Annotated in this window: 23 protein-coding genes; 10 read left to right on the forward strand and 13 right to left on the reverse strand. The window is 58.0% G+C overall.

Features of this window, described 5'->3' with window-relative positions:
- Window positions 1–231: IS3 family transposase (locus tag HMPREF2894_RS09160; protein ID WP_210399412.1), on the forward strand; the 231-nt coding region annotated here is incomplete at its 5' end.
- Window positions 232–310: 79 nt separating this feature from the next.
- On the opposite strand, the gene HMPREF2894_RS08360 is transcribed toward HMPREF2894_RS09160, so the two are convergent.
- The 3 genes from HMPREF2894_RS08360 to HMPREF2894_RS08370 all read right to left on the reverse strand — a co-directional run bounded on the left by HMPREF2894_RS08360 (window position 311) and on the right by HMPREF2894_RS08370 (window position 4,807).
- On the reverse strand, window positions 311–1,948 hold the full coding sequence (locus HMPREF2894_RS08360; protein WP_070593548.1) for an NAD-dependent succinate-semialdehyde dehydrogenase: 1,638 nt from the start codon (window positions 1,946–1,948) through the stop codon (window positions 311–313).
- Between the two features lie 349 nt (window positions 1,949–2,297).
- The gene (locus tag HMPREF2894_RS08365; RefSeq protein ID WP_070678793.1) at window positions 2,298–3,902 is read right to left on the reverse strand and encodes a glycerophosphodiester phosphodiesterase; all 1,605 of its coding nucleotides are present in this window, start codon (window positions 3,900–3,902) and stop codon (window positions 2,298–2,300) included.
- Window positions 3,903–4,294: 392 nt separating this feature from the next.
- A complete protein-coding gene (locus tag HMPREF2894_RS08370; RefSeq protein WP_005504251.1) occupies window positions 4,295–4,807 on the reverse strand; it encodes a PTS sugar transporter subunit IIA in 513 nt (170 codons plus the stop codon).
- Between the two features lie 338 nt (window positions 4,808–5,145).
- On the opposite strand from HMPREF2894_RS08370, the gene HMPREF2894_RS08375 reads away from it, so the two are divergent.
- A complete protein-coding gene (locus HMPREF2894_RS08375; RefSeq protein ID WP_070678796.1) occupies window positions 5,146–5,727 on the forward strand; it encodes an arsenic metallochaperone ArsD family protein in 582 nt (193 codons plus the stop codon).
- Window positions 5,728–5,922: 195 nt separating this feature from the next.
- Here the strand turns inward: HMPREF2894_RS08375 and fbaA are convergent, their stop codons facing one another.
- Window positions 5,923–6,948: a class II fructose-bisphosphate aldolase gene (fbaA, locus tag HMPREF2894_RS08380; RefSeq protein ID WP_012902702.1), complete on the reverse strand. Its 1,026-nt coding sequence runs from the start codon at window positions 6,946–6,948 to the stop codon at window positions 5,923–5,925.
- A gap of 263 nt (window positions 6,949–7,211) precedes the next feature.
- On the opposite strand from fbaA, the gene HMPREF2894_RS08385 reads away from it, so the two are divergent.
- The 3 genes from HMPREF2894_RS08385 (at window position 7,212) to HMPREF2894_RS08395 (ending at window position 10,850) form a co-directional block, all read left to right on the forward strand.
- The gene (locus tag HMPREF2894_RS08385; protein ID WP_049342000.1) at window positions 7,212–7,598 is read left to right on the forward strand and encodes a hypothetical protein; all 387 of its coding nucleotides are present in this window, start codon (window positions 7,212–7,214) and stop codon (window positions 7,596–7,598) included.
- A 305-nt stretch (window positions 7,599–7,903) separates the two neighbouring features.
- A complete protein-coding gene (locus HMPREF2894_RS08390) occupies window positions 7,904–9,499 on the forward strand; it encodes an amino acid permease (RefSeq protein WP_049362442.1) in 1,596 nt (531 codons plus the stop codon).
- A gap of 298 nt (window positions 9,500–9,797) precedes the next feature.
- Window positions 9,798–10,850 carry an ornithine cyclodeaminase gene (locus HMPREF2894_RS08395; protein WP_005504242.1) on the forward strand — a complete coding sequence of 351 codons (1,053 nt, stop codon included), beginning with the start codon at window positions 9,798–9,800 and terminating at the stop codon, window positions 10,848–10,850.
- A gap of 231 nt (window positions 10,851–11,081) precedes the next feature.
- Here HMPREF2894_RS08395 and HMPREF2894_RS08400 read toward each other — a convergent pair whose 3' ends face one another.
- From HMPREF2894_RS08400 to HMPREF2894_RS08430, 9 genes are all read right to left on the reverse strand, one after another.
- Entirely contained in the window at window positions 11,082–11,894 is an 813-nt protein-coding gene (locus HMPREF2894_RS08400; RefSeq protein WP_049338604.1) for a hypothetical protein, read from the reverse strand.
- Between the two features lie 87 nt (window positions 11,895–11,981).
- Window positions 11,982–12,797 (reverse strand): hypothetical protein, encoded by an 816-nt coding sequence (locus HMPREF2894_RS08405; RefSeq protein WP_049342002.1) that lies wholly within the window; start codon window positions 12,795–12,797, stop codon window positions 11,982–11,984.
- Between the two features lie 67 nt (window positions 12,798–12,864).
- Entirely contained in the window at window positions 12,865–13,221 is a 357-nt protein-coding gene (locus tag HMPREF2894_RS09350) for a peptidase inhibitor family I36 protein (RefSeq protein WP_141747363.1), read from the reverse strand.
- Window positions 13,222–13,634: 413 nt separating this feature from the next.
- Window positions 13,635–13,766, reverse strand: a complete 132-nt coding sequence (locus tag HMPREF2894_RS09305; protein ID WP_256370613.1) for a hypothetical protein — start codon at window positions 13,764–13,766, stop codon at window positions 13,635–13,637.
- Window positions 13,767–13,868: 102 nt separating this feature from the next.
- Complete coding sequence (locus HMPREF2894_RS08410) at window positions 13,869–14,702, reverse strand: hypothetical protein (protein WP_049338606.1); 834 nt, start codon at window positions 14,700–14,702, stop codon at window positions 13,869–13,871.
- Window positions 14,703–15,568: 866 nt separating this feature from the next.
- Window positions 15,569–16,345 carry a TrmH family RNA methyltransferase gene (locus HMPREF2894_RS08415; protein ID WP_239662183.1) on the reverse strand — a complete coding sequence of 259 codons (777 nt, stop codon included), beginning with the start codon at window positions 16,343–16,345 and terminating at the stop codon, window positions 15,569–15,571.
- A gap of 122 nt (window positions 16,346–16,467) precedes the next feature.
- Complete coding sequence (pyrE, locus tag HMPREF2894_RS08420) at window positions 16,468–17,049, reverse strand: orotate phosphoribosyltransferase (protein ID WP_005507935.1); 582 nt, start codon at window positions 17,047–17,049, stop codon at window positions 16,468–16,470.
- A 65-nt stretch (window positions 17,050–17,114) separates the two neighbouring features.
- On the reverse strand, window positions 17,115–18,695 hold the full coding sequence (locus tag HMPREF2894_RS08425; protein ID WP_049340128.1) for an anthranilate synthase component I family protein: 1,581 nt from the start codon (window positions 18,693–18,695) through the stop codon (window positions 17,115–17,117).
- Window positions 18,696–18,722: 27 nt separating this feature from the next.
- On the reverse strand, window positions 18,723–19,055 hold the full coding sequence (locus tag HMPREF2894_RS08430) for a rhodanese-like domain-containing protein (protein ID WP_005504230.1): 333 nt from the start codon (window positions 19,053–19,055) through the stop codon (window positions 18,723–18,725).
- A gap of 310 nt (window positions 19,056–19,365) precedes the next feature.
- Here HMPREF2894_RS08430 and HMPREF2894_RS08435 point away from each other — a divergent pair, with 310 nt between their 5' ends.
- From HMPREF2894_RS08435 to HMPREF2894_RS08455, 5 genes are all read left to right on the forward strand, one after another.
- On the forward strand, window positions 19,366–20,826 hold the full coding sequence (locus HMPREF2894_RS08435; RefSeq protein WP_070678799.1) for a peptide MFS transporter: 1,461 nt from the start codon (window positions 19,366–19,368) through the stop codon (window positions 20,824–20,826).
- 334 nt (window positions 20,827–21,160) lie between these two features.
- On the forward strand, window positions 21,161–22,351 hold the full coding sequence (locus HMPREF2894_RS08440) for a Fic family protein (RefSeq protein WP_070593543.1): 1,191 nt from the start codon (window positions 21,161–21,163) through the stop codon (window positions 22,349–22,351).
- 247 nt (window positions 22,352–22,598) lie between these two features.
- Window positions 22,599–23,123, forward strand: coding sequence for a DUF4242 domain-containing protein (locus HMPREF2894_RS08445; protein WP_005507939.1), 525 nt, complete (start codon window positions 22,599–22,601; stop codon window positions 23,121–23,123).
- Window positions 23,124–23,153: 30 nt separating this feature from the next.
- Window positions 23,154–24,239 (forward strand): acyl-CoA dehydrogenase family protein, encoded by a 1,086-nt coding sequence (locus tag HMPREF2894_RS08450; protein WP_070593542.1) that lies wholly within the window; start codon window positions 23,154–23,156, stop codon window positions 24,237–24,239.
- A 255-nt stretch (window positions 24,240–24,494) separates the two neighbouring features.
- Window positions 24,495–25,829, forward strand: coding sequence for a uracil-xanthine permease family protein (locus HMPREF2894_RS08455; RefSeq protein WP_070593541.1), 1,335 nt, complete (start codon window positions 24,495–24,497; stop codon window positions 25,827–25,829).
- Window positions 25,830–25,904: the final 75 nt, after the last annotated feature.

A 25,904-nucleotide genomic window follows, 5' to 3' on the forward strand; every position in this document is an offset into this window, starting at 1 on the left:
ATCCAGAGCATGTCACGCAAAGGCAACTGCATCGACAATGGTGCCACCGAGCAAGTTTTCGGACACCTGAAGGACGAGTTTTTTCGCGGCCAAGACTGGCCGACCTTCGAGAGTTTCAAGGTTGACCTTGATGCCTATATTACGCATTGGAATACAGTAAGACGTCAGGTAAAGCTTAAGGGCCTGACCCCGGTAGAGTACCGGGTTCAGGCCCTGCAGGAGGCCGCATAACGGCTAGTATTTAATGCGTCCAAGTTTCGGGGCGCAGTTCACTTCTCGGGTACCCGCCGGGGCTTCGCTGTATTCAGCCTTATCCGGCGAACGGGTTCGGCGCGCCGATGTACTGCAGCTCGGTGTACTCCTCCAGACCCTCGGGGCCGCCCTCGCGGCCCATGCCGGACTGCTTCACGCCACCGAAGGGTGCCGCCGCGTTCGAGATAACACCCGAGTTGTACCCGATCAGACCGAACTCCAGGCCCGCCGCCATGCGCGTAAAGCGCGGATGGTTGCTCGTGTACACGTACGCCGCCAGACCGTACTCGGTGTCGTTGGCGAGCCTCAGGGCGGTGCGTTCGCCCTCCTCGCCGTAGCCGCTGAACGTGGCGATCGGGGCGACGGGACCGAAGATTTCTTCACGCCACACGCGCATCGAATCGGTCACGCCGGTCACCACGGTGGGGCGAATAAAATTGCCCTTGTTCAGGTTCTTGGGCATGCCGCCGGTGTCGCTCGGAACGTTCTCCTCAAGCTCAGGAATGTACCCGCCGCAGGCGAGGAGCGCACCCTTACCCAGGGCGTCTTCCACCATAAAAAGCATGGATTCAACCGCTGAAGGTTGAATTAGCGGTCCGCAGTCGGTTCCCTCGACGGTGCCGTCACCCACGACGGTCGCCTCCATACGCTCCACGAAGGCGCGGGTGAACTCTTCGGCAACGTCCTCGTGCACGATAAAACGGTTGGCGGCGGTGCACGCCTCGCCCATGTTCCTCATCTTCGCCGCGTAGGCGCCCTCCACGGCGGCGGGGATGTCCGCATCCTCAAAGACGATGAACGGGGCGTTGCCGCCCAGCTCCATGGAGGTGCGCAGAACGTTCTGCGAGGCCTGCGCGAGCAGGGTGCGGCCCACGGCGGTGGAGCCGGTGAACGAGACCTTCCGCAGACGCTCATCAGCCATCAGCGCGGAGACAACCTCGCCGGTACGGGAAGTGGTCACCACATTCAGCACGCCGTCCGGCAGGCCCGCCTCACGCATCAGGGACGCGAAGTACAGGGAGCTGAGCGGAGTCAGGGAGGCGGGCTTGAGCACCGCGGTACAGCCCGCCGCGAGCGCCGGGGCGACCTTGCGTGCCGCCATGGCGAGCGGGAAGTTCCAGGGGGTAATCAGCAGGCAGGGGCCGACGGGGCGGCGTACGGTGGTGATCTGCAGCCCGGATTCGGGGGCGAGGCCGGTGCGGCCAAAGTTGCGGGCGGCTTCTTCGGCGTACCAGCGCAGGTAGTTTGCCGCGTAGGCGACTTCGCCGCGGGACTGGTCGAGGGGCTTGCCCATTTCGAGGGTCATGAGCCGGGCGATGACTTCGGTGCGCTGCGTCATGAGCGTGTAGGCGCGGTTGAGGATGTCGGCGCGTTCGCGGACGCTGGTTGCCGCCCATGAGGTGCGGGCGTCGCAGGCGGCGTCGAGTGCTTCGATGCCCTGTTCGACGCTGGCGTCGGCGACGTGCGCGAGGATTTGGCCGCAGGAGGGGTTGTGCACGGGGAAGGAGCCGTTGTCGCCGGTGACCCAGCTGCCGCCGATGAGCAGGTCGGTGGGCACGTAGAAGAAGGGGTAGGAGGGCCGCTCGTAGGGGTCGATGGGTTCAAGCTGCGGCATGTTGATGCTTTGCATGTGCGGTTCGGTGCGGCCTCGCAGCTGGGCGGATTTCGCGGCGGGGTTTTCGGGTGAGGTGGTCATGGCGTGCCTTTCGGGTTGGGGCGGCCGGTGCGGTCGACTCTGACGCTTTTAATTCTAGTCCTGCACGCTCCCCTACCCCGCGCGCCCACCCGTCACCGCGCGCCTACACGCCCCCCGCCCTGAATAGACCGCAGGCACGCCGAAGGGGGCCGCATCCATTACAGATGCGACCCCCTTCGGGGTGGATTCTCGCTCGGTGCGTTGCTCAGCGCGCGAGTCCTAGCTGGGGATTATGGAAGGCGTTGCCCGGAAGGGATGCTCGGTGTTGCATCCGCTCTGCCCGATACCCGCACCTTCACCGCTTAGCGGGCGGCGAGTCAGACCTGGTGGACTAGGCCCACCGGTTCTCTCAAATCCAGGACTGGCGTGCCTCGATTCGAGTCAGCTCCAGAGGACCGCCATCGTTGGTGCCGTGGAAGCGGCCGAAGTGTACGTACGGGCCGCGGTAGGCGCTGTGGTTGATGGGGCTGGAGTACTGGCCGTTGACCGTGTAGTAGAAGCTGTTCTTGTTCAGCACGATCTTGCAGTTCAGTGCCTGGCCGGTGGTGACCTTCTGGCGCAGCTTCATGGTGTGCAGCACACGCGGGCTTGCCTGGTTCGGTTCGAAGCAGAGGATCTGCGCTACGGAGCCGCCGCGGTAGTTCGGGCGGATAGCGAGCACGTAGGTGCCGTCTTCCTGCTTTGCAGCGAACTTCTTGCCGATGCCGAAGGCGCCGTCGTGTTCGCGACCGAACGCAATGTAGCCGTAGTGACCATCCTGCTTCGGCAGTGCACTGGTCCACTTCATGGAGAAGTCGAGGGTGTACTTGTCGCGAGTGGTGTAGTTCGCCAGGGGGCCGAGTAGCACGGATTCGTCGTAGCGCTGGTTGTGCACGATGGCTGCGCCGGTCAGGTCGGGCATGTCCGCTGCGACGGAGGGGTCGGCGGGCAGCATGCCGTGGGGACGCTGGCCGGTCTTAATCTTCACGCTGGCGTCGAAGGGGTCACCGATTACCCAGTAGGGGTCGGGGCACATGAAGCCCTTAACACCCAGTGCCTTGTACTTTTCGTAGGCGGAGCGGCGGTGGATTTCCCAGACGATGACTGCCTTGCCGAGGCCGGTGAGGGCGCGTACGTTCTCTTCGCTCATGGAGCCCTGGGAAGCGCCGGTCGGCTTCTCGTAGTAGGGTACGCCGATGGCGTCCACGTTTTCGTGGCGTGCCATTGCGGAAATCTTATCGATGGGGTCGCCGCCGTCGAAGTAGCACCAGGTGGCACAGCCTGCGGAGTTGGCAAGCTTCAGGTAGCGGGAGGTGGGCTTGAAGCCGCCGCTGCCGTCACGGTACATCTTGATGACGGTGCGGCGCTGCAGGCCGCGTTCGGTGATGAACTTGACGAGGCCTGCCTGTGCGGGGCCGTCCTTCGCTTCGAGGAACAGTACGACCTTCTTGCCGCCGACGGAGGCATATTCGCCGCCTGCGGGTACGGCGTCAACGGCTGCGATGGCTTCTTCGAGGGTGGGGATGTTGTACAGGTCGGTCTTTTCGCCCAGGTTCTTGCGCATGTTGACCTTGTGCTGGCGCAGTTCGGCGAGGGTGTGGCCGCGCACGTCCATGGATGCGCCGGTGGTGCGCTTGATGTTGGTGTCGTGCATGCAGACGAACTGGCCGTCGCTGGTGGTGCGTACGGAAATTTCGACGGCGAGGGCGCCGCGGCGTACGGACTCTGCGTAGGCGTAGGCGGTGTGCTCGGGGCTGATGTTGCCGGCACCGCGGTGGGCGATGAAGAATTCATCGGTCTTGTAGAGCAACTGATGTGCGGGGGAGCCGCTGTGTACTGCCGCGAGCTGTGCGCGGGTGTTGGCTGCGGCGTGGGCTTCGCCTGCCTGGAGCATGAGGGCGGCGGGTGCCAGCGCGGAGGCGCCGATGAAGCCGCGGCGGCTCAGATTCTTAGAGGTCTTCGGGAATGCAGTCACCGTAGTAGTCCTTTTTCTTTTATGAGTTGAGCGTAATGTGTGTGGTTGTTCATTGAAGTTTTTGGTTTATAGCTGAGGGTCCGGATTCTCTCAACTCAAACTACAACTCTAAGTAGGATAACGATTTTTTATCGGTGATTCACTGCGTTTACAGGAAAATAGGGTATTATGTGCGCCTCATTCTTACCCGCGGTGTAATGCGGGTGAATGTGTTCCTCCTTTTCCGCCGCTTTTAATAGCGGCATTTCATGCGGCGTTAAAAAATTTCTCGTGTAACGAAAAAGGCCGCGCCTACAGCCCGATTGAGCCTACAGGACGCGACCTTTTGCGTTAAAACATTTTTCGCAGGTTTTTCACCGCTGTTGAAGCTGAGCTATTTTCGCTGGTTCAGCTTACTTCTTGGATGCCTGAGCGACGCGGTCACCGGCTGCGACGGGGCGGCGTGCCTCAGAGTCCTTGGAGATGTTGAACTTTGCGGTGTTGGTGATCATCACCATGGTTTCCTTGGAGGGGATACGACCCTCGATAGCTGCCCAGTCGACCTCGATAATGGGTGCGCCTGCCTCAACCTTGTCACCTACGTTAGCGAGCTTGGTGAAGCCGTCGCCGCCGAGCTCAACGGTGTCGATACCGATGTGGACCAGTACCTCGCCGCCGTTTTCGGTGCGGAGCATGAATGCGTGCAGGGTGTCCTGGATCAGTGCGATGGTGCCTGCAACGGGTGCGACGATGGTGCCTGCGGTGGGGTTCACTGCGTAGCCGTCACCCATAACGCCCTGAGAGAAAACGGGGTCGGAGACTTCGCTCAGCGGCAGGTACTCGCCGGTAGCAGGTGCGACGTAGACGTCTGCGGACGATGCTTCCTGTGCGGCAGCTTCCTTCTTCTTCTTGCCGAAACCGAACATATATGCTCCTTCTGGTCGTGTGGCGCTATGAATAGCGTGTATTTGTAGCGCTGATGCGTCCGCGTCGGATGCGGGCGTCGTTGCCTTCTTGGTTTCACACCGGGCGGCACCTGCCTGAATTGCAGGGTTCGCACACTCCGGTGCATATGCACTCAGAATACAACACCTAAACCCGTAGCTCACGAGCTGAGGGTCATTCGACTCGAATTCTGCAAATATTCCGCAAATCTGGAACTTCAACTCACACTTCTGCACTCTTGAGGTCCCGAGTACACTTAGTGAAGGACTGGCACCCCTCCCCCGAGCCGGTGCCCATAAGAGAGAAAAGGCTGAAACTGATGACTGAAGCGGCTGAGACCGTTCTTGAAGTATTTATTCCGGGCCCCGGTGAGAACCCGGAGGATCCGCAGGATATGGAGCGTTCCATCTTCCTGGGTGCCGCGCAGGAGGCGCTGGATTCGGGCGTGGACATTGAGGTGTACTCCACCGACTCCTACCCTTCCGCATTTGAAGAGTGCGCACCGGTCGCCGAGCAGATTGAGATGAACGGCATTGAGGTTCTGCCGCTCATGCTCGTCAACGGTGAGGTGAAGGTGTCCTTCGCGTACCCGACCGCCGAGCAGATTAAGCGTTTTGCGCGCGCCCACCTGGTCGCCCAGCCGAAGGCGAACGCGGCAGCGGCTGCATGCGGCCCGTCCGGTTCCCCGGCGGCGTCGATGATCCCGAACCTGAGCGGCGAACCCGCCGGTTTCGCGGCAACCCTGGCGGGTAAGGCACCCCAGCCGGTCGGCGGCCCCGAGATCGGTAACCGCGTGAACCTCATGGGTGGCGACACCGGCGACGGTATCCCCACCTCCGGTTCGGTGGCTGTGAAGTCCGATGGCTGCGGATGCGGTGGTTGCGGCTGCGGCGGCAAGTAAACCCGCCCCTGCCAGCAATGAGCGCCTGGCTCGCCGGGGTATAGTCACCCGGGTATAGCTACCCGGTTCTAAACTACATAAGCAAAGAGCGGTGCCCGCCTCCTCGTGATGAGGAAGCAGGCACCGCTTTCGCTTAACGAAGCTTAGGTTCACACCCGGCAGCACCTACGGGAGCTGCGGCGGGCGAACAGCACCTTACTTGATGGAGGTACCGACGGAACCGAGCTGCTGGCAAGCCTCGACCACGCGTGCGGCCATGCCTGCCTCTGCAGCTGCACCCCAAACGCGGGGGTCGTAGGTCTTCTTGTTGCCGACCTCGCCGTCAACCTTCAGCACACCGTCGTAGTTGCTGAACATGTGGCCAGCAACGGGACGGGTGAATGCGTACTGGGTGTCGGTGTCGATGTTCATCTTGATAACACCGTAGGACACTGCGTCTGCAATCTCCTGCTCGGTGGAGCCGGAGCCACCGTGGAAGACCAGGTAGAAGGGCTTGTCGCCCTTGCCGTACTTAGCGCCGACCTCGGTCTGGATTTCCTTGAGCAGCTCGGGGCGCAGGTGAACGTTACCGGGCTTGTACACGCCGTGAACGTTACCGAAGGTCAGAGCAGCCATGTAGGTGCCCTTCTCGCCCAGGCCGATTGCCTCAACGGTCTTGATTGCGTCTGCAACGGTGGTGTACAGGGAGTCGTCGATAGCGCCTTCAACGCCGTCTTCCTCGCCACCAACGGCACCAATCTCAACCTCGAGAACGAGCTTTGCCTTGGAGGTACGCTCGATCAGCTCAGCAGCAATCTTCAGGTTCTCGTCCAGGTCGATTGCGGAGCCGTCCCACATGTGGGAGTTGAAGATGGGGTCTTCACCGCGAGCAACAGCCTTCTCGGACTCGGCCAGCAGGGGCAGGACGAAGCCTTCCAGCTTGTCCTTGGGGCAGTGGTCGGTGTGCAGTGCAATGTTCACGTCGTACTGCTTAGCAACTTCGCGTGCGTACGCTGCGAAGGCCAAGGAGCCAACGACCATGTCCTTCTTGGAAGCGCCGGACCAGTATGCTGCACCACCGGTGGATGCCTGGATGATGCCGTCCGAGCCAGCCTCTGCGAAGCCGCGGATTGCAGCGTTCAGGGTCTGGGAGGAGGTCACGTTCACTGCGGGGTACGCGAAGCCCTTTTCCTTCGCGGTCTGCAGCATTTCTGCGTAAACTTCGGGGGTTGCAATAGCCATATGCTGACTCCTTGGATAGATGCGACCGGTTACCGATGCTGGGCCGGTTCACCATATTTTGTTGGCGCGCGAGACGCCTCCTACTCGCACTATTTTACCAAGATACGACTTATTTATCGTTAATTTTTTGTGGGTTTTTTTGGGTTTACTGCAGCGAAATTTCCGCGAATTACCGCGGTAAAGTAGAGGTGTTAATGACTTGATGTCTTCTGTGTGTGCAGGCCAGCGTACACATCACCCAGACGCGACGAAAGGAACCTCCCATGAGCAAGGCGAGCGCTAAAAATAATCCGAAACAGCTCGACGCGAAACGTGAGAAGCGTGCCCGCCAGGCGCAGCGTCGTGCTGAGCGTGAGCATCCGAATGCGGCGGCTATTGCCCCGGTGCGCGCCCAGTTGGATGAGGTTCTGGAGCGTAAGAGTCGGCATGTTTTGGGGCATGGCGATATGGCGAAATCCCTTGAGTTGATGGAGAAAATGCGTGATGAGGGCGCGAGTGACCACGAGATTGATGTGGCGCTTGCGGAGGCGAAGCTACCCTCGGTCGTGCAGGTGGGCCGTAAGTCGTTGATGCGTTGGCCGAGCTGGTGGTGGTTGAATCGTCGTGAGCGCGCGTTGCGGGCGAAGATTGACCGCCTGATGGAGGGCTAAGTCCCCGTTTTGAATAGGTTGTGAGAGCACCCCGTTGTGGGTGCTCTTGTGCTGTGCGGTGGTGGGATAATTGATTTTTTGGACTCAGGGTTCAATTAATCTATTTCACAAAACAATGAAAACCACACAATACAACATGAACCAAATATATTTATAAGATATGCATTATATGTATATAAATTGTTACGTGATGCGAGTTATATTACCTAAATTACCGTGCTATAGTCATTACAACCCGCAGACGTGTTCCCAACCACATTTCGTGTAACACGTGCTTCAGACGTAACTATCCAAGGAGGTATAGCGTGAGCACCTCACCGAACAAGAACCCGCAGACTTCTGCAGCGGATCAGTACACTAAGCCCCCCACAGATGACCCGTTCGCACACGAACAGGAAGGCTTCCACAAGGGGCTTGGCGCACGTCAGCTCCAGATGATCGCCATCGGTTCCGCAATTGGTACCGGCCTGTTCCTGGGCACCGGTAGCCGCCTGCAGGACGCAGGCCCCATGCTCGCCGTTATCTACGCCGTCATCGGCTTCTTCGGCTACCTGATTCTTCGAGCCCTCGGCGAGCTGATCCTTCACCGCCCTTCCTCGGGCTCCTTCGTCTCCTACACCCGCGAATTCTACGGCGAAAAGGCCGCATTCGTATCCGGATGGCTGTACTGGCTGAACTGGGCAATGACCGCCGTTGCAGACGCCACCGCGATTGCTATCTACATCAGCTGGTTCGGTCGATACAACCAGTTCTTCGCGGATATTCCCCAGTGGCTCAGCGCATTCATCGTTGTTGTTGTCACCGTTGCTTTGAACCTCATCTCCGTGAAGCTCTTCGGTGAGCTGGAATTCTGGTTCGCACTCATTAAGATTCTTGCCCTGCTGTCCTTCATGGCGGTAGGTATCTGGTACCTGGTCTTCGGTGAACCCATCAACGGCGTCACCCCCGGCCTGAGCCTTATTGCAGCCAACGACGGCTTCTTCCCCAACGGCATTCTTCCCGCTCTTATCGTGGTTCAGGGCGTTGTGTTCGCCTACGCCGGTATTGAGCTGGTCGGCACCACCAGTGGTGAAACCAAGAACGTTGAGAAGGTTATCCCCCGCGCTATCAACACCGTGATCTGGCGTATCGCGATCTTCTACGTTGGTTCCGTGGTTCTGCTCTGCCTGCTCATGCCCTACACCGCATACAAGGACGCAGAGTCGCCGTTCGTGACCTTCTTCGACGCTATCGGTATTCAAGGCACCGCACCGATTATGCAGCTGGTCGTTATTACCGCGGCTGCTTCCTCGCTGAACGCTGGCCTGTACTCCACCGGTCGTATCCTCCACTCGATGGGTGTTGCAGGTTCGGCACCGAAGTTCACCACTAAGGTGTCCCGCTCCGGCGTTCCGGTGGCAGGTATTCTGCTGACCGGTGTGATTGGCCTCTTCGGTGTTGTGCTGAACTTCTTCGTTCCCGAGCAGGCGTTCGAGGTCGTGCTGAACATCGCCTCGGTGGGCACCATGGCTAGCTGGGCGGCTATCGCAATGTCGCACCAGAAGTACCTGAAGCTGGTCGGCGAGGGCAAGTACAAGCGCCCCAACTACCGTGCACCCGGCGGTCGTTTCAGCGACTGGGCTGTGATGGTCTTCCTGGCTGTTGTGCTGGTGCTGATGGCACTGGATTACCCGGTCGGCACCTACACCCTGGCATCGCTGTTGCTGGTTATCCCGCTGCTGATTATCGGCTGGTACACGGTTCGTGACCGCGTCAACGAGATTGCTCGCGTCCGTGAAGGCTACACCGGTTCCGTGCCCGTGATTGCTGCCCGCCCCGTGGTGAAGAAGCTCGTTTCGGAGCCTCGTACCCACATTGACCTGGGTGACCTTGAGGACGAGGACAACCCGAAGGGTAGCTAACCCGACCGGTTGCCTGTAATCCCGGTAATATCCCGGCGAAGGCGAATGAGGGGGTTCTAGACCCTAGCCCTAGACTCTAGGAGGTCTAGGCTCTAGGAGCTCTAGACTCTAGAACCCCCCTCCCTGCACGTCTTTTCGTGTTCGTTCCGTATTACATCCGTGTAATACATAAAGCAAAGTACATATCTACAGCATTTCTAATACGGTGTGTCCTGCAATATATTTTGAGATAATAGATATCCGCAGTGACCACCAGATGCACAAAGAAGTTTTGTGCAGATATTCAAAGGAGAAAATCATGACTGAACGTCCTAGCGCACACGCGGTGGAATTTGTTGACGTCGCCTCGATGGCGAAGTGGATTCAGAAGGACGGCGTAGGCAACATCATTGCCGGCATGGTCGACTTCCTCGAAGAAGACTTCAAGAAGTGGCAGAGCTTCGACAAGATTCCGCGCGTCGCCTCCCACACCCCCTTCGGTGTGATTGAGCTGATGCCCACCTCCGACAACATCACCTACTCCTTCAAGTACGTGAACGGCCACCCGTCGAACCCGGCACGCGGCTTCCAGACCGTGACCGCGTTCGGTCTGCTTGCTGACGTGGACAACGGCTACCCGGTGTTCCTGGCTGAGATGACCCTGCTGACCGCGCTGCGTACCGCTGGCGTGTCCGCCATGGTTGCTAAGCACCTGGCACGCAAGGATTCGAAGAAGATGGCGATGATTGGTACCGGCTCGCAGTCTGAGTTCCAGGCGCTGGGTATGCGCGCTGTGCTCGGCATTGAGGACCTGTCCGTCTACGACGTTGATCCGCACGCGATGGAGAAGTTCCGCCGTAACCTGGAGCCGCTGGGCTTCCGCATCCACCTGGCTAAGGACGTGGACGAGGCTGTTGAGGGTGCCGATATTATTACCACCTGCACCGCCGATAAGCAGCAGGCGAAGGTTCTGCTGGACCGCCAGGTGAAGCCCGGCGTGCACCTGAACGCTATTGGTGGCGACTGCCCCGGCAAGACTGAGCTGGAAAGCGAAATTCTGGACCGCTCCACCGTGTTTGTTGAGTTCCCGCCGCAGACCCGCATTGAGGGCGAGATTCAGCAGAAGGACCCGGACTTCCCCGTGGTGGAGTTCTGGAAGGTTCTGACCGGTGAGGAGCCGGGCCGCGTGTCGGATGAGCAGATTACCCTGTTTGATTCGGTGGGCTTCGCGATTGCTGACTTCTCGGGTCTGCGTTATGCCCGTGCGGCTACGCAGGACACCGACCTGCAGCAGTTCATTGACCTGGTTGCTAGCCCGGATGATCCGAAGGATCTGTACTCGCTGGTGAACGTTAACGTTCCGGTGGGCTAAAGGGCTAAGTAACCTGACGCTGAGTAGCCTTGAGCTGGTGGGCCTGTAAGGTGCGCCAGCGGAGGCTGCGAGGTTGAGAGTGAATAAAGTGAGGGCCGGGGAGTGGTGACACTCCCCGGCTCCTTCTTATGAAATTTTCGTATGCACGGATTCTTGTGCGCGGATTTTCTTATGGGCAACTTGTGAGCATTCTGCGGCTGGTTCACCCGTTCTACCCTTCAGCGGGTGTGGCTACTGGTGGGTGGCGATGATTTCACGCGCCTTCGCTACACGCTTTTCTTTCTCCTCTTTCAGCTGGTTGAGCTTCGCCTGGTTCTTCTCAATCAAAGGCCCCTGATAGGACGCTTCAATATCACCCAGACGCTGAGCCATACCCACCTTCTGGTTACATTCCGCTTCGATGGTTGCGAGGCGGATTTCCTCCGGCTTAGCTTCTTCGTTGCCTTGGGAGGAGGTCATGAGATGTGCGCTTTCTTCGGACATCCAGTCGCTCTCTCCTTCCCTGGGGGTTAGTCTGCGTTCACGCAGGCAGGTCCACCATTCTGAGCGAATATTTTTCCACTCATCGGTTTGGGAGGCGTAGGTGTATGCCTGTGAGTTTAGCTCTCCTACAAACCGGTATTCTTTTTCGTCCAGTTCGACGTCAGAGAATGCGGTTTTCACCTCTTCTTGGCACCGGGCGTTGATGTCGTCTGATGCTGAATCGTCTGGGCCTCGGGATTCCTTCTGGGAGTACCCGTACTTTTTGGCGTACTCGACGTTCCAGTTGCCGTATAGCCCCCCGGGTTGCGGGGTGTCTATTGAGGGCACAGCGTAGGACTGCCCGTGGTGCGCGTAGCATTCGGACATGAGCGTGTGCCACGCCGTGCTCACCGTACGGATTGTTAGTTCATCGAAGGCATACTCGTCCAGTGGAAGGTGTATGTAGTTCTTTGAATAATCGAGAACAGCTTTTCGTGAGGTGTCCCGCTCGGCACTGTTGGAGCAGGATACGCACGCCCCCAGCAGGCAGAATACTGTTACCGCAGAGAGAGCCTTACGCATAGGCTTTCCTCCTCCATACCTCGTTGTAGCATTCAAACGGAGTTACCCCAATTATCCCAAGGGATGCTATCTGCTTGTTGCTGATATCTACTGGTGGGTGGCAATAATTTCGCGCGCCTTCGCTATCTTCGCATCACGTTCAGCCTTCAATTCATTCAGCAGCGCCTGATTCTTCTCAATCAAAGGCCCCTGATAAGACGCCTCAAGATCACCCAGACGCTGGGCCAACCTCACCTTCTCGCTACATTGAGCTTCAATGGTTGCCAGGCGGATAACCTCCTCCAACACTTTGGGATCATCAGCATTCAGACTGGCCGTTTCTTTGCTCGTCCATTCACCGTCCCCGGTGCGAGGCGTCAACCCTTCCTGACGCTGACAGTCCCACCAATCTGAGCGGGCTTTCTTCCATTCAGGGTCAGCCTGCGCACGCATGTACGCTTCACTACGGATACGCTCGACGGGGCGGTACTTTTTCTCATCATCCTCATCAAAATAGAGCATATCCAGTTCTTCCCGATGCTCTTCGCGGCAGCTGGCCCTGACGTCTTCAGGGATGCTCTTATAAATCCTTTCCTGCTCATCTCTGACTTGGATGGACGTAAAATGATTCGCCGCATGCTTCACGTTCCAGGAGCCGTACTGGGAGGCGTTGCCAGAAACCAAGCCGTTTTCTAGAATTTCAAAATCGTATCCTTTTTTCGCATAGCACTCTTTAAGAATCAACAAATACGCCCTATATGTTATATCTTCGGCCTGGTCACTCATATCGTATTCGTCGAGGGGAAGAGTAATATAGTTATTTTCAAAATCCAGCTGGGCTTTGAGGCTAGTATCCTTAGGCGCAGCGGCACAGGAACTTAAAGCTAAAGCAAAGCAGGCGAGTAGGGCAGAAGATTTCTTCATTGTTACCAACTCCTTTCAATCAAGAAAGTCAGGAGGAGCCCACAAACATTGGGCTCCTCCATCACAATTACCAGCGGCAGTTTACCTTGTAAACAGAACTAATACGATCATCCCAAGTCTCGCCCCAATGGAGACCCGCATGGCTTAGACCGCGAAGATAGTTGAGGTCGGAAGAAGATTCAAAATTTCGACCCCTGTGATTAATGTCTTCGTAATAGTGCCACCGACACCCACCAGAATGCAATGAAGATGCACGGTCACTCATCCAATCCAAATGGGTCGTCCCCTCAGTTTCCATACGGGGCCCAAGGAAATTGGCATCCGAATAGAAAGTAACACCCGCATGTGCCGGAGGTGCTACCGCACCGAAAGTCACCGCAGCCACACAGGCCGCAACAGCAAGAGACTTATTAAAGATCCTCATCAGAATCTCCTTTCAAAAGAATGACGCCGCGGTCATTCATATCCACAACCCGCAACCATTGGCGAGCCGAAGTCAGGAAATCCATCGCATGCCCCAAACCGAAATTGAGAGTGCGACTCTCGTATTCCCTGTGACTTGAATTAATACTAACACACCTAGGCAATTTATTTAGTGATTTAAATCACTTATATGATAATATGGGATTTACCCGCTTTAGATATATTTAAATATTATTTACTACATTTACAAGACAAAAAATCCAGATAACATCACACAACCCCACCACAAACAACGCATCAAACCCCGTGGGTACCCACATTCATGTGAAAAACTCAACACCCCACCCAAACAAAGAATCACCCAATACCCCAATAAAAACCCCAATAAAAAAGGTTCCGACGCGCACACATGCTTCACATTCCAGGAGCCATACCGGAGGCATCACCAGAAACCCAGCCATTTTCTAGGATTTCAAAATCGCATCCTTTTTTCGCGTAGCACTCTTTAAGAGCAAAGCAGGCGAACAGAGCAGCAAATTCCTTCATTGTTACCGACTCCTTTCAACCAGGAAAGTCAGGAGGAGCCCACAAACACTGGGCTCCTCCATCACAATTATTAGTTGTACTATTCAGTTCAAACAGAATGTGTTATTGACTAGTGGCGATAATTTCACGCGCCCTCGCCACATGCTTTTCTTTCTCTTCTTTCAACTGGTTAAGCTTCGCCTGGTTCTTCTCAATGAGAGGCCCCTGGTAGGATGCCTCAATATCACCCAGACGCTGAGCCATACCAACCTTCTGATTACATTCCGCTTCGATAGTTGCGAGGCGAATCACTTCTTGAGTTTTTTCCTCCTCACTCTTAGAACTTACGTCAATATTGGACGTCTCTTGACTACCCCACGCCTGGTCATCCTTGCGTGGTGTTAACCCATTGCTCTCTAGGCAGCTCCACCATTCAGAGCGAACTTTATTCCATTCCGGATCACTTTTCGCACTCGCATAGGCTTCCTGTCTAAGCCGGTAAGCGAAAGAGTCATTGTCATTCTCGTATTCAATTTCTTTCAACTGATTGGCACTTTCCTTGCGACATTCCTTCCTAATCTCTGCCGGTATTTTCTCTGCCGCCTGCGTGCGCTCTCGAGACTTTTCTTCATTGAAATATCCATACTTCTTGGCATATTCAACATTCCAGGCACCATATATATTACTGTGCTGATCATCAGAGAACACAGGGACAGCATCAGAGTATCCCTTAGCTACATAACATACTTGCATGATACGGGCGACCGCCTCATTAATTACAGCCCTTGACGCATCGTCATAGTCATACTCATCCAGGGGAAGAGTAATCAAATTATTCGCGTAATCGAGCTTGGCTTTATACTCAGAATTTGAGGCACCTCCCTGAGCGCATGAAGACAGCAAAAGCGCGCCTGCTAGGGCAGTGATTGTGAATGCACTACTTTTATGCAAGAGCACACCCTCCTTTCAGAGTGGAAGAAAAACTTAAAGCAGGAAAGCATCCTGTCCCTCTACCACCATTCACCTAGCAATACACATACCTAACTGAGCTAATCCGGTCATCCCAAGTCTCGCCCCAATGGAGACCCTCATGGCTTAGACCCCGCAGATAGTTGAGGTCGGAAGAAGAATCAAACCTGCGACCCCTATAGTGGCTGTCTTCGTAATAGCGCCACCGGCACCCATCAGAATGCAATGAAGATGCACGGTCATTCATCCAACCCAGATGAGGGTTATCCCAGGTGTACATACGGGACCCAAGGAAATTGGCATCCGAATAGAAAGTAACACCCGCATGTGCCGGAGGTGCTACCGCACCGAAAGTCACCGCAGCCACACAGGCCGCAACAGCAAGAGACTTATTAAAGATCCTCATCAGAATCTCCTTTCAAAAGAATGACGCCGTGGTCATTCATATCCACAACCCGCAATCATTAGCGAGCCGAAGTCAGGAAATCCATCGCATGTCCCAAACCGAATTTGAGAGTGCGATTCTCATATTCCCTGTGACTTGAATTAACACTAGCACACCTAGACTATTTATTTAGTGACCTAAATCACTTATGTGATAATATGTGATTTACCCGATTTAGATATATTTAAATATTATTTACTACATTTACAAGACAAAAAATCCAGATAACATCACACAACCCCACCACAAACAACGCATCAAACCCCGTGGGTACCCACATTCATGTGAAAAACTCAACACCCCACTCTAACAAAAAAATCACCCAAACCCCCAATAAAAACCCCCAACAAAAAAGGTTCCGACGCGCACACAACGCATCGGAACCTTTAAACACCAAACAGCCGCCAGGCTACGACGGAATCTGGCCAAACACATGGCGGCGAACCCACGCATGCATCGCAATACCCGCAGCCGTCGCCGCATTCATCGAACGCGTTGACCCAAACTGCTCAATCGACAGAGTATCCCTAGCCGCCGCATGCAACTCCTCCGACAAACCCGGGCCCTCCTGACCAAAAACCAGCACACACCTCTTCGGCAGATCATACGTCTCCAGGGGCACCGAATCCGGAAAAATATCAATACCAATAATTTCCAGACCCTCAGCCTGCGCCCACGCCACAAAATCCTCAATCGTCGGATGATGACGCACATGCTGATAACGATCCGTCACCATCGCACCACGACGATTCCAACGGCGACGCCCAATAATATGGACCTCCTTCGCCAACATCGCATTCGCAGTACGCACCACCGTGCCAATATTCAAATCATGCTGCCAATTCTCAATCGCCACATGAAAATCATGGCGGCGCGTATCCAGGTCAGCAATAATCGCGTCCATCGACCAGTAACGGTACTTATCCACCACGTTACGGCGGTCGCCCTCACGCAGCAGCTCCTCATCCCAATGGTCGCCCTCAGGCCACGGACCCTCCCACGGGCCCACACCCACCTCAAAACGGGCAGTACCCTGCTCAGTACCCTCAACAGCCTCAGCTACAGCCGCCTCAGCAGGCACAGCCTCAGCAGGTACAGCCTCAGCAGGTACAGCCTCAGCCGCCTCACGATTCTCAACCATCACAACCACCTTCACGCCAACAACCAGCGCCACTCCGGCGCCCACAGAGCCATCTTACAGACAAAAACCCGCACCACCAGCCACACACAGTAGCCAGCGGCACGGGTTCACCCGCCGCAGCGGAACGTCTTAAAAATTCACGAGGTCCTAGTCCAAGCTAGTAGAGACTAGTCCAGGCCCAGCTCATCCTTCGAGTACGCGTACAGGCACGGAACGCCCGCAACCTCTTCCACATGCTCCTTAGCGCCGGTCGCACGGTCAACAATCACAGCAACCGCCACAACCTCAGCGCCAGCCTTACGCAGCGCCTCAACAGCAGTCAGCGCAGAACCACCGGTAGTGGAAGTGTCCTCAACAGCAACCACGCGGCGACCCTCAACGCTCGGGCCCTCCACCTGACGGCCCATGCCGTAAGACTTCTGAGCCTTACGCACCACAAACGCGTCAATCGCACGGTCCTGATCACCAGCGGCACGCATAATCGCGGTACCCACCGGGTCAGCGCCCATGGTCAGGCCGCCAGCAGCCTCAAACTCGATGCCGTTCTTATCCAGCAGGTCCAGCATGACCTGACCAACCAGGCGAGAAGCCTCGTGGTGCAGGGTGATGCGGCGCAGGTCAACGTAGTAGTCGGCTTCCTTGCCGGAGGCGAGGACCACGTGCCCGCGCACCACAGCCAGCTCAGAAATCAGCTGGCGCAGGCGTTCACGGGCTTCTTCAATGGGGAGATTTTCAGAAAGCTTAGTCATAGTTCAAGTGTAGCGGCTCACGTACAGGCGGCGCAGGCTATTCCCTGCACTATTCCAGCCCTAGGCTATTCCACCACGCGACCCACCGACGGCGGCAACGCAGCACGCAACTTCGTCAGCATCTCCTCATACTCGGCGGTCGGGTCGGAATCAGCCACGATAGCGCCACCGGCGGCAAGAGTCACCGTGCCCTCATCGTGCGCCACGAGCGTGCGAATCACAATCGACAGGTTCGCCGAACCATCCGCCGACACAAAACCCAAAGCACCCGAATACACGCCGCGAGCGCGACCCTCCAGGCCCTCAATAATCTGCATGGTCGAAGGCTTCGGCGCACCCGTCATCGAACCACCCGGGAAGCACGCCCGCGCGGCAGCCACCGCGCTCACGCCCTCACGCAGACGCGAACTGACCGTAGACACCAGCTGATGCACCGTCGAGTAGCTCTCCACACCCATGAGCACCGGCACGCGCACGGACGCCGGGTCAGACACCGTGGACAGGTCATTACGCAACAGATCCACGATCATGAGGTTCTCGGCGCGGGTCTTCTCATCGGTACGCAACCAGGCTGCGGCAGCCTCATCTTCTTCCGGGGTGGCGCCACGCGGTACCGTGCCCTTAATCGGCTTTGTCTGGGCATTACGCTGCTCATCCACACTCAAAAAACGCTCCGGCGAGGAAGAGAGCACCGAAAAATCGCCGCACCGCAGATACGCCGCATAGGGTGCCGCATTGTGGGCGCGCTGGCGGCGGTACAGCTCAAAGAAAAGCTCCGGGCTCGGATTCTGGATGCGCGCGACCGTCTGCGCGGTCAGGCACACCTCGTAGCTGTTACCCTCGTAGATTTCGTGCTGACTAGCGCGAACAGCGTCCATGTAGGCTTCCGCGGCGGGTGCAGGAAAGAGCAGAGGCTCGGTAAGCTCAGGGGCATTTACGGGGGTATTTTCGGAGGCGCACTCCCCCGCAGCGCTCAGCGCCGGAGCCAGCACCGTGCTCAGCAGCCGCTCCGCCGCCTCACACCACGGCTCATCCCCCACCAGCCAGCTACGCGCCGCAGCACCCGGGCGGGTATGCTCATGCACCAGGTAGCGGACCGCCGGCAACCACAGAGAATCCGGGGTCGGCGCCTCATGCGCCGGCAGGTAGCCCGGCACCGGGTGGCCGTGCTCCATGCCCATGGCGGCACGCGCCTCATAGCCGAAATAGCCCACGTAACCGCCACGCAAACCCACAGGCAGACCGGTTGCCGCCGCGGTATCCGGGTGCACGCGCGGTGCGCAGGCGAGCGCCGCCTCCAGCTGGGCGAAGGGGTCTTCCCCGCCAGACTCAGCCGCCGCACGCGCCGAATCCACGCGCAAAGGCGACAGCTGCGCCGGAACCACACCCACATACGAGGCGACCGACATGGGCGACTCCTCACGCGCCGAATCCAGCCAGAAGGAATACTCGGCACCACCGGTCAGCAGCGGGTACGCCTCCTCGCAGTTCACCGCGAAAGGAAGCGGGCGCACGACAAGCTCCCGCGTCTGCGCATCCCACTGGATGCCCTGCAGAATACTCGGCAGGGCATGAGGGGACGCAGAAGCGGGAGCGTTCGAGGTAGAAAAAATACGGTCCGCGGAAGTTTCAGTCACGGACTCCATTGTATGGCGTGCAGGCGAACTGGCGGTTTAGTGAACAACTGCGGGTGCTTCGCCGTTTTCGCTGGTCATCGGCAGGCCGGCAGCGAACCATGCGCTGGTGCCGCCTGCAATGTTGTGTGCGGCGTAGCCGTGCTCGCGCAGGAAGGTTGCCGCGCGGTTCGAACGGCCGCCGCCGTGGCAGATGACGTAGAAGTCTTCGCCGGGTGCGGGCAGTTCTTCCAGACGCTCAGCGATGGTGCCGAGGGTGATGTGCTTGGCGCCGGTGGCGTGGCCGCCCTCCCACTCGTAGTCTTCACGCACGTCGATGATGGTTGCGCCGGCAGGAACGTCGCGGGGGTCAACCTGGGGTACAGCAGTCATGGGGTTCTCCTTTGAATTGAATGAGGACGGGCCGGTCGGCACGGTGGGGTGCCGGGTGGGCATAGTCGTGGTTCCACTCTAGCGCGTTGGGGGTGTGTGGCGCATCTAGCCCGGTATTTGGGGGTTTGTGAGATTCGGAAATGATGCATACGAAAAAATCGAAATGGTTTTTCATGCACTGATTGATAGTTCAATCTTTGAAATACAGGCACACACCATGTATACATATGCACCTATAAGGGTATAGACTTAAACACATATTGCCCGGGTCACATAGAACCCCGGGCTTGCACAGAAAAGAATTACCACCATGTCTCACACCATCACAGGTGCCGAACCCAAGGACACCAAGACCTTCTTCGGCCACCCGCGCATGCTCGCGAACCTGTTCACCGTAGAAATGTGGGAGCGCTTCTCCTTCTACGGTATGCAGGGCATCATGATTTACTACCTGTACTACACCGCCAACAAGGGCGGCCTGGGCCTCGACAAGGACCTCGCCACCGGCGTTATCGGTGCGTACGGTGCAGTCGTGTACCTCATGGCAATCCTCGGCGGTATCCTCGGTGACCGCATCCTCGGCCCCGAGCGTACCCTCTTCTACTCCGCCATCGGCATTATGGCGGGTCACGTCTCCCTCTCCCTCATCCCCGGCGTCCCCGGCGTGGTGATTGGTCTGCTGCTGGTCGCTATCGGCTCCGGCGGTCTGAAGAGTAACGCATCCGTGCTGGTCGGTTCGCTCTACAGCGACAACGACTCACGCCGCGACGCAGGCTTCACCATCTTCTACATCGGTGTGAACACCGGTGCACTGCTCGGCCCGATCCTGACCGGTTGGGGCTGGCAGACCGGCGGCTTCCACCTCGGCTTCGGCCTTGCCGCAATCGGTATGGCTGCCGGCCTGATTCAGTACTCGCTGACCCGCAAGAACCTGCCCGCCTCTGTGCACCACGTGGGTACCCCCTTCACCGGCGCCCAGAAGCGTAACTTCTTCCTGGCACTGGTCGGTATCGTCGTCGTTCTCGGCATCCTGCTGGCGACCGGTCTGATGACCGCAGACAACCTCAAGAACTGGGTCATGGGCTTCATCTTCATCGGCGCTATCGCCCTGTTCGCTCAGCTGCTGAGCGCCAAGGACGTAACCTCCGATGAGCGTTCCCGCGTCACCGCGTTCATCCCCCTGTGGATTGCAAACGCCGTGTTCTGGGCACTGTACCAGCAGCAGTTCACCGTCATGGCGGTGTACTCGGATGAGCGCCTCAACTGGAACATCCTGGGCATGGAGCTGAGCCCGAACCTGGTCAACTCCATCAACCCGATCTTCATCATCGTCTTCGGCATGATGTTCTCCGCCCTGTGGACCAAGTGGGGCGACCGCCAGCCGGTCACCACCCTGAAGTTCTCCGCAGCGCTGATTATTATCGGTCTGGCGTTCTGGATCTTCCTCACCCAGGCGGGCGTTCAGAGCGTGAACGTCGGCTGGATCGTGCTGATTCTGTTCGTCTGCACCATCGCCGAGCTGATCATTTCGCCGGTGGGTATTTCGCTGGCGACCAAGCTCGCACCGAAGGCGCACCGCGTGAACATGATGGCGCTGTATTTCACCTCCGTAGCAATGGGTACCGTGCTCTCCGGTTGGCTGGCTCCGTTCTACAGCATGGAAACTGAAGTTCCCTACTTCACCTGGATGGGCATTATCACCATCGCGACCGGTGTGCTGCTGTTCCTGGTGCACAAGCCGGTTCAGAAGCTCATGCGCGGCGTGAAGTAACCGCATTTGCCTGTACCGCTGACTCGCTGCTTTCGGGCGGCGTGATCGTGTAGGCGAACGCATATAGGCTAGGGCCCCGAATCCTTGAATTACCAAGGGTTCGGGGCCCCTACTGTACGCCCTGGTACATGCCCCGGCGTATACCCCGGCGCCGGAGCGCTGGAATGTTTGGGGAGGTTCAGGAGGGCGGGTTTAGGGGCGTTCGGGGCGTTTTCCTTAATGAGACAATCCGCGCAGATTTTCTTATTAAGCGCCTTAATAAGAAAATCGAAGTGTATTGTCTTATTAAGACCCCCACCCCACGACCAGCAACCAACACGCAGGAGGAGGAACCATGCCCTCAGCCATCACCTGGCCCGCCCTCACATGGGAGCCGCAAACCCCCTGGGTGCACCGGGACGCCCTCGCCTCCCGACGAGCAACGCGCCGCAACTCCGGCACCTTCTCCAGCGCCGTACCCGCCTCCATTGCTGAGCTCAACATCGAACTCAGCCCCGCACTGCGAGCGCGCCTCCAAGAGAACGCCACCGCAATGACCCGCTTCGATGAGCGGCTCCACCACATCGGCAGCATACCCTTCTCCGCGGTTCTTCTGCGCGGCGAATCCGCCTCCAGCTCGCAAATTGAAAACCTCACCGTTAGCGCACGCAGGCTCTCGCTTGCCGTCCTGGGTGCAAGCGGGTCGAAGGTCGGTGTTAACGCCGAGCTGGTGGCGCGCAATGTTCACGCCATGCGTGCAGCCCTAAACACGGCAGAGAACATTAGTGTCGATAACATTCTGGCGATGCACCGCGAACTGACTCGCGGCCTGCAGCAGGACTCCGGCGTGCTTCGCACCCAGTGGGTGTGGATTAAGGGTGATTCACCCGTGACCGCCGACTACGTGGCACCGCATCACGAGCGGGTTCCTGCCGCCCTCGAAGACCTTGTAGCCTTCATGAACCGCCGCGATATTGACCCCCTCGCACAGGCGGCTATCGCGCACGCCCAATTTGAGACAATCCACCCCTTCACCGACGGCAACGGTCGAACCGGGCGAGCCCTCATCTCCGCGCTCCTGCTCGCCCGCGGCGTCACCCGCCACGTGATTCTGCCCGTCTCCTCCGGCCTGTTGCACGATACCGAAGGGTACGTTCAGGCGCTCACCGACTACCGTGCAGGCGACGCCGAACCCATCATCGAGCTCTTCATCGACGCCACGCAGAAGGCAATCACCAACGCAGAAATCCTGGCGCAAGACATTGAAATCTTGCGCGATGAGGTGCTGTCCATTGCCCAGCGCAAAACCCCTCTCCTGCGTTCCCTCGCCGACCTGTGCTGCACCGAGCCCGCCTTCACCGCGCGCATGGTGGAGGAGCACACGCAGGGGTCGAAAGCCAGCGTGTACCGCCTCCTCAACCGCATGGTGGAGCTGCAGATTCTGCGTGAAGAACGCGTCAAAATTCAGGGGCAAAAAGTGTGGACTGTCCCCGCTCTCAACCGCGCCCTCGACGACTTTGCAGCACGAGCGGGACGGCGCGGATAGATGCGCCTCCGGGTTCGATAACCCACGCGAAAATTCTGCGGCTGTAGGCGGGTTCCCATGCACGGAACTGTGACGATTTATGTCTCCGCATGAACACACATGACGAACATTAGAGTCAAAAAGGACGTATTAAGCCACGAACAGAAATCTACTAGACAGCCCTCAACCACGGGTCTAAGGTGAATCCATAACAAACCGGAAGGCCCCTTCCGGAACAACCCTTCAACCCTTAGCCGAGGAGAAAATCATGGCACTTTACCTGGTAGAACTGACCCCCGCACAGCCGTCCAAGGACGAAGCAACCGCACTCATCGAGACCGTCAACTCGTCCCTGACCAACGGCGCCGAGCTCATCGAAACCCAGGTCTCCGCAGACCACAAGATCGTCTTCGTCATCGTCGAATCCGAGAACACCGCATTCGGCCCCGACCTCGCCGCAGCAATCGGTGAGCGCGCAGCCGTCGCAGGCCCCGACGCAGTCCGCCTGGTCGGCGCAGAGCTCGAAGACATCAAGAAGCTCAAGAAGGACGCAGACTACCTGGTTGAGTGGGACATCCCCGCAGAGATCACTATGGAACAGTACCTGACCCGCAAGAAGGCAAACGCCCCCAAGTACGCTGAAGTACCCGAGGTTTCCTTCCTGCGCACCTACGTTCGCGAAGACACCGCCAAGTGCCTCTGCTTCTACGACGCACCCGACGAAGAAGCTGTTGTTCGCGCCCGTAAGGCCGTCAGCACCCCCATTGACCGACTGTTCAAGCTGCACGCATAGACGCGATGCTCCCCTCTTAGGAGAAACCCCATGTCTGAGTTCACTCTCGAACCCCTCTACGACTACCCCCAGCGCGAGCAGGTGCTCGCACTCGCCCAAACCCACGCTAACGCGGTTGACCGTGGCGAGCGTTCCCCCTTCGAAAACCTGCGCGAAATCGCTAAGGACGGCCTGATTACCCTGGGCCGCGACGGCGGCTCCCTGGTCCCCCAGGTTTCGGTAGCGTTCGACCTTGCCACTGAGGATGCCTCGACGGCGTTCTCCCTGTGGGCTCACCGCTCCACCATCGCGTTCTTTGACGCTGTGGGTCGCGAACTGCCCGAGGGCCTGTCGGATGCGACCGTCAGCGGCACCACCGCAATGGCGGCGGCCTACAAGGAAGCTTCGGGCCTGGCACCGATCAAGGTTGAGGGCACCCTCGTTGAGGGCGGCTTGAAGCTGAACGGTTCCGTGTCGTGGGCGTCGAACCTGTATCCGGGCGGCGTGATTGTTCTTCCGGTGGCTGTGCAGAACGCCCCGGAGAGCCACCCGAACCGCTACATCGTGACGGTTCGCCAGGATGTTGAGGGTCTGAGCATTGACTACCACCGCAACCTGCTGGCGCTGAACGGCACCGAGTCCGGCACCCTGAAGTTCGAGGACGTTTTCGTTCCGAGCGAGGACATTCTGAGCGACAACATTGAGGCGTTCCTGCACGATGTGACCGCGCCGTTCCTGCTGGTTCAGTCGTCGTTCTGCCTGGGTCTTGCCGCTGGCGCCCTGCAGGAGGCTGCTAAGCACCTGGACGTCTCTCAGGGCGTATTCCGTCCTGAGTTCCCGCTGATTCTGACCGAGTACCAGAGCCTGCGTGAGGAACTGATTCGTCTGGCGTCTGAGCCGGAGCGTGCTGAGCGTCGTGACCTGCTGAGCCTGCGCCTGGGTGTTTCGCACTTTGCAACCATTGCTACTCACTTTGAGCTGCAGGTTGTTGGAGGCGCCGGTTACGTGGCTGATTCCCCGACGGCTCGCCGCCTGCGTGAGGCGACGTTCCTGCCGGTTCAGTCCCCGACCGAGGGTCACCTGCGTTACGAACTGGCGCGTTACGATCACTTGGAGAACCTGCGTGACGCTCTCTAAGCCACTGAGCTAGCTGTAGCGAGTGTTTTTATTCGCTCTTTGCATCAATACCCTGTATATGCGATTTATTGCATATACAGGGTATTGATGCTTTCTGGGTTATATACGCGACATAGAGCCCACGATAAGAGAATATATGCACCACTCAACGTATCCCTGCTCATATTTACAGCCGTTTAGCTGTGACCCACGCTTGTATACGCGTAGAATGATGTGGAATTTTATACACCACCACATTCACCTCAGGAGCTCCCTTTGAGCATCTCTAAGCTTCTCGGCTTTGACTGGTCGATCCACGGCGACGGCCGCAGCATCAAGCCCGGTTCCTTCGTTGCCCCGAACGAGCGCCTCGCATGGCCGATTACCATCGGTATCGGCGCGCAGCACGTGGTCGCAATGTTCGGCGCGACCTTCCTCGTGCCGATTATTACCGGCTTCCCGCCGGCAACCACCCTGTTCTTCTCGGGTATCGGTACGGTCCTGTTCCTGCTGATTACCCGCGGACGCGTCCCCTCCTACCTGGGTTCCTCGTTCGCATTCATTGCACCCCTGGCGGCTGCTATGAACTCGCACGGCCCGGCCGGTGCCCTAGGCGGTATCGTCATGGCGGGTGCGGCGCTGTTCCTGGTCGGCCTAATCGTTCAGTTCGCTGGCACCGGCTGGCTCACCAAGCTCATGCCCCCGGTCGTGACCGGTTCGATTGTGGCGCTGATTGGCTTCAACCTGGCAAAGAGCGCTAAGGACAACTTCATGGTGGCACCGGTGACCGCGCTGGTGACCCTGTGCTCCATCATCCTGATTTCGGTGCTCTTCAAGGGCATCATTGGCCGCCTGTCCATCCTGCTGGGTGTGGGTATCGGCTACATCACCGCCGTGATTCGCGGTGAGGTAGACTTCTCCAAGATTGACAAGGCTGTGCAGACCCAGGGCATCATTGGCCTACCGCAGTTCCAGACCCCCGAGTTCCACTGGGAGCTCGCAGGCCTGTTCATCCCCGTGATTCTGGTGCTCGTGGCTGAGAACATCGGTCACGTGAAGTCGGTGGCTCAGATGAGCGGCGAAAACCTGGACGACTACTCCGGCCGCGCCCTCATGGCGGACGGCCTGGCAACCACCATCGCAGGCATGGGTGGCGGTTCGGGTACCACCACCTACGCTGAGAACATCGGTGTTATGGCTGCAACCAAGGTGTACTCCACCGCGGCGTACTGGGTGGCTGCTATCTTCGCGATTGTTCTGTCGCTCTTCCCGGGCTTCGGCGCGGCTATTGCGTCTGTTCCTGCGGGTGTTCTGGGCGGTGCCGCAACCGTGCTGTACGGCATGATCGGTATGCTCGGTGTTCGTATTTGGAGCGAGAACCGCGTGAATTTCTCGAACCAGATTAACCTGACCACCGCCGCTGTGGCGCTGATTGTGGGTATCGCGGACTACACCTGGACCTTCGATGGGATGACCTTCGCCGGTATTGCTCTGGGTACCGCTGCGACCCTGATTATCTTCCACCTGATGACCTTCATTGCGAAGTACACGAAGGCTGCTGGCGACCCGCTGGAGCCCTTCGACCCTGAGAAGAGCACTGAGGGACACTAAGTTCTTCACCGCCCGTTGGAGTAATTCTCCTGAGGCGTAGGCTGTAGAAAAGCGGCCCGGATGGATTGGTTTCCA

Origin of the sequence: Rothia sp. HMSC066G02 (assembly GCF_001813145.1) — a bacterium.
In the GTDB taxonomy this organism is placed as follows: Bacteria; Actinomycetota; Actinomycetes; order Actinomycetales; family Micrococcaceae; genus Rothia.

Bases quoted from the DNA above. Each gene is read 5' to 3' on its own strand.
- HMPREF2894_RS08360 (WP_070593548.1), bottom strand. From the start codon at position 1,948: ATGACCACCTCACCCGAAAACCCCGCCGCGAAATCCGCCCAGCTGCGA.
- HMPREF2894_RS08370 (WP_005504251.1), bottom strand. From the start codon at position 4,807: ATGTTCGGTTTCGGCAAGAAGAAGAAGGAAGCTGCCGCACAGGAAGCA.
- HMPREF2894_RS08375 (WP_070678796.1), top strand. From the start codon at position 5,146: ATGACTGAAGCGGCTGAGACCGTTCTTGAAGTATTTATTCCGGGCCCC.
- fbaA (WP_012902702.1), bottom strand. From the start codon at position 6,948: ATGGCTATTGCAACCCCCGAAGTTTACGCAGAAATGCTGCAGACCGCG.
- HMPREF2894_RS08385 (WP_049342000.1), top strand. From the start codon at position 7,212: ATGAGCAAGGCGAGCGCTAAAAATAATCCGAAACAGCTCGACGCGAAA.
- HMPREF2894_RS08395 (WP_005504242.1), top strand. From the start codon at position 9,798: ATGACTGAACGTCCTAGCGCACACGCGGTGGAATTTGTTGACGTCGCC.
- HMPREF2894_RS08400 (WP_049338604.1), bottom strand. From the start codon at position 11,894: ATGCGTAAGGCTCTCTCTGCGGTAACAGTATTCTGCCTGCTGGGGGCG.
- HMPREF2894_RS08405 (WP_049342002.1), bottom strand. From the start codon at position 12,797: ATGAAGAAATCTTCTGCCCTACTCGCCTGCTTTGCTTTAGCTTTAAGT.
- HMPREF2894_RS09350 (WP_141747363.1), bottom strand. From the start codon at position 13,221: ATGAGGATCTTTAATAAGTCTCTTGCTGTTGCGGCCTGTGTGGCTGCG.
- HMPREF2894_RS09305 (WP_256370613.1), bottom strand. From the start codon at position 13,766: ATGAAGGAATTTGCTGCTCTGTTCGCCTGCTTTGCTCTTAAAGAGTGC.
- pyrE (WP_005507935.1), bottom strand. From the start codon at position 17,049: ATGACTAAGCTTTCTGAAAATCTCCCCATTGAAGAAGCCCGTGAACGC.
- HMPREF2894_RS08425 (WP_049340128.1), bottom strand. From the start codon at position 18,695: ATGGAGTCCGTGACTGAAACTTCCGCGGACCGTATTTTTTCTACCTCG.
- HMPREF2894_RS08430 (WP_005504230.1), bottom strand. From the start codon at position 19,055: ATGACTGCTGTACCCCAGGTTGACCCCCGCGACGTTCCTGCCGGCGCA.
- HMPREF2894_RS08435 (WP_070678799.1), top strand. From the start codon at position 19,366: ATGTCTCACACCATCACAGGTGCCGAACCCAAGGACACCAAGACCTTC.
- HMPREF2894_RS08440 (WP_070593543.1), top strand. From the start codon at position 21,161: ATGCCCTCAGCCATCACCTGGCCCGCCCTCACATGGGAGCCGCAAACC.
- HMPREF2894_RS08445 (WP_005507939.1), top strand. From the start codon at position 22,599: ATGGCACTTTACCTGGTAGAACTGACCCCCGCACAGCCGTCCAAGGAC.
- HMPREF2894_RS08450 (WP_070593542.1), top strand. From the start codon at position 23,154: ATGTCTGAGTTCACTCTCGAACCCCTCTACGACTACCCCCAGCGCGAG.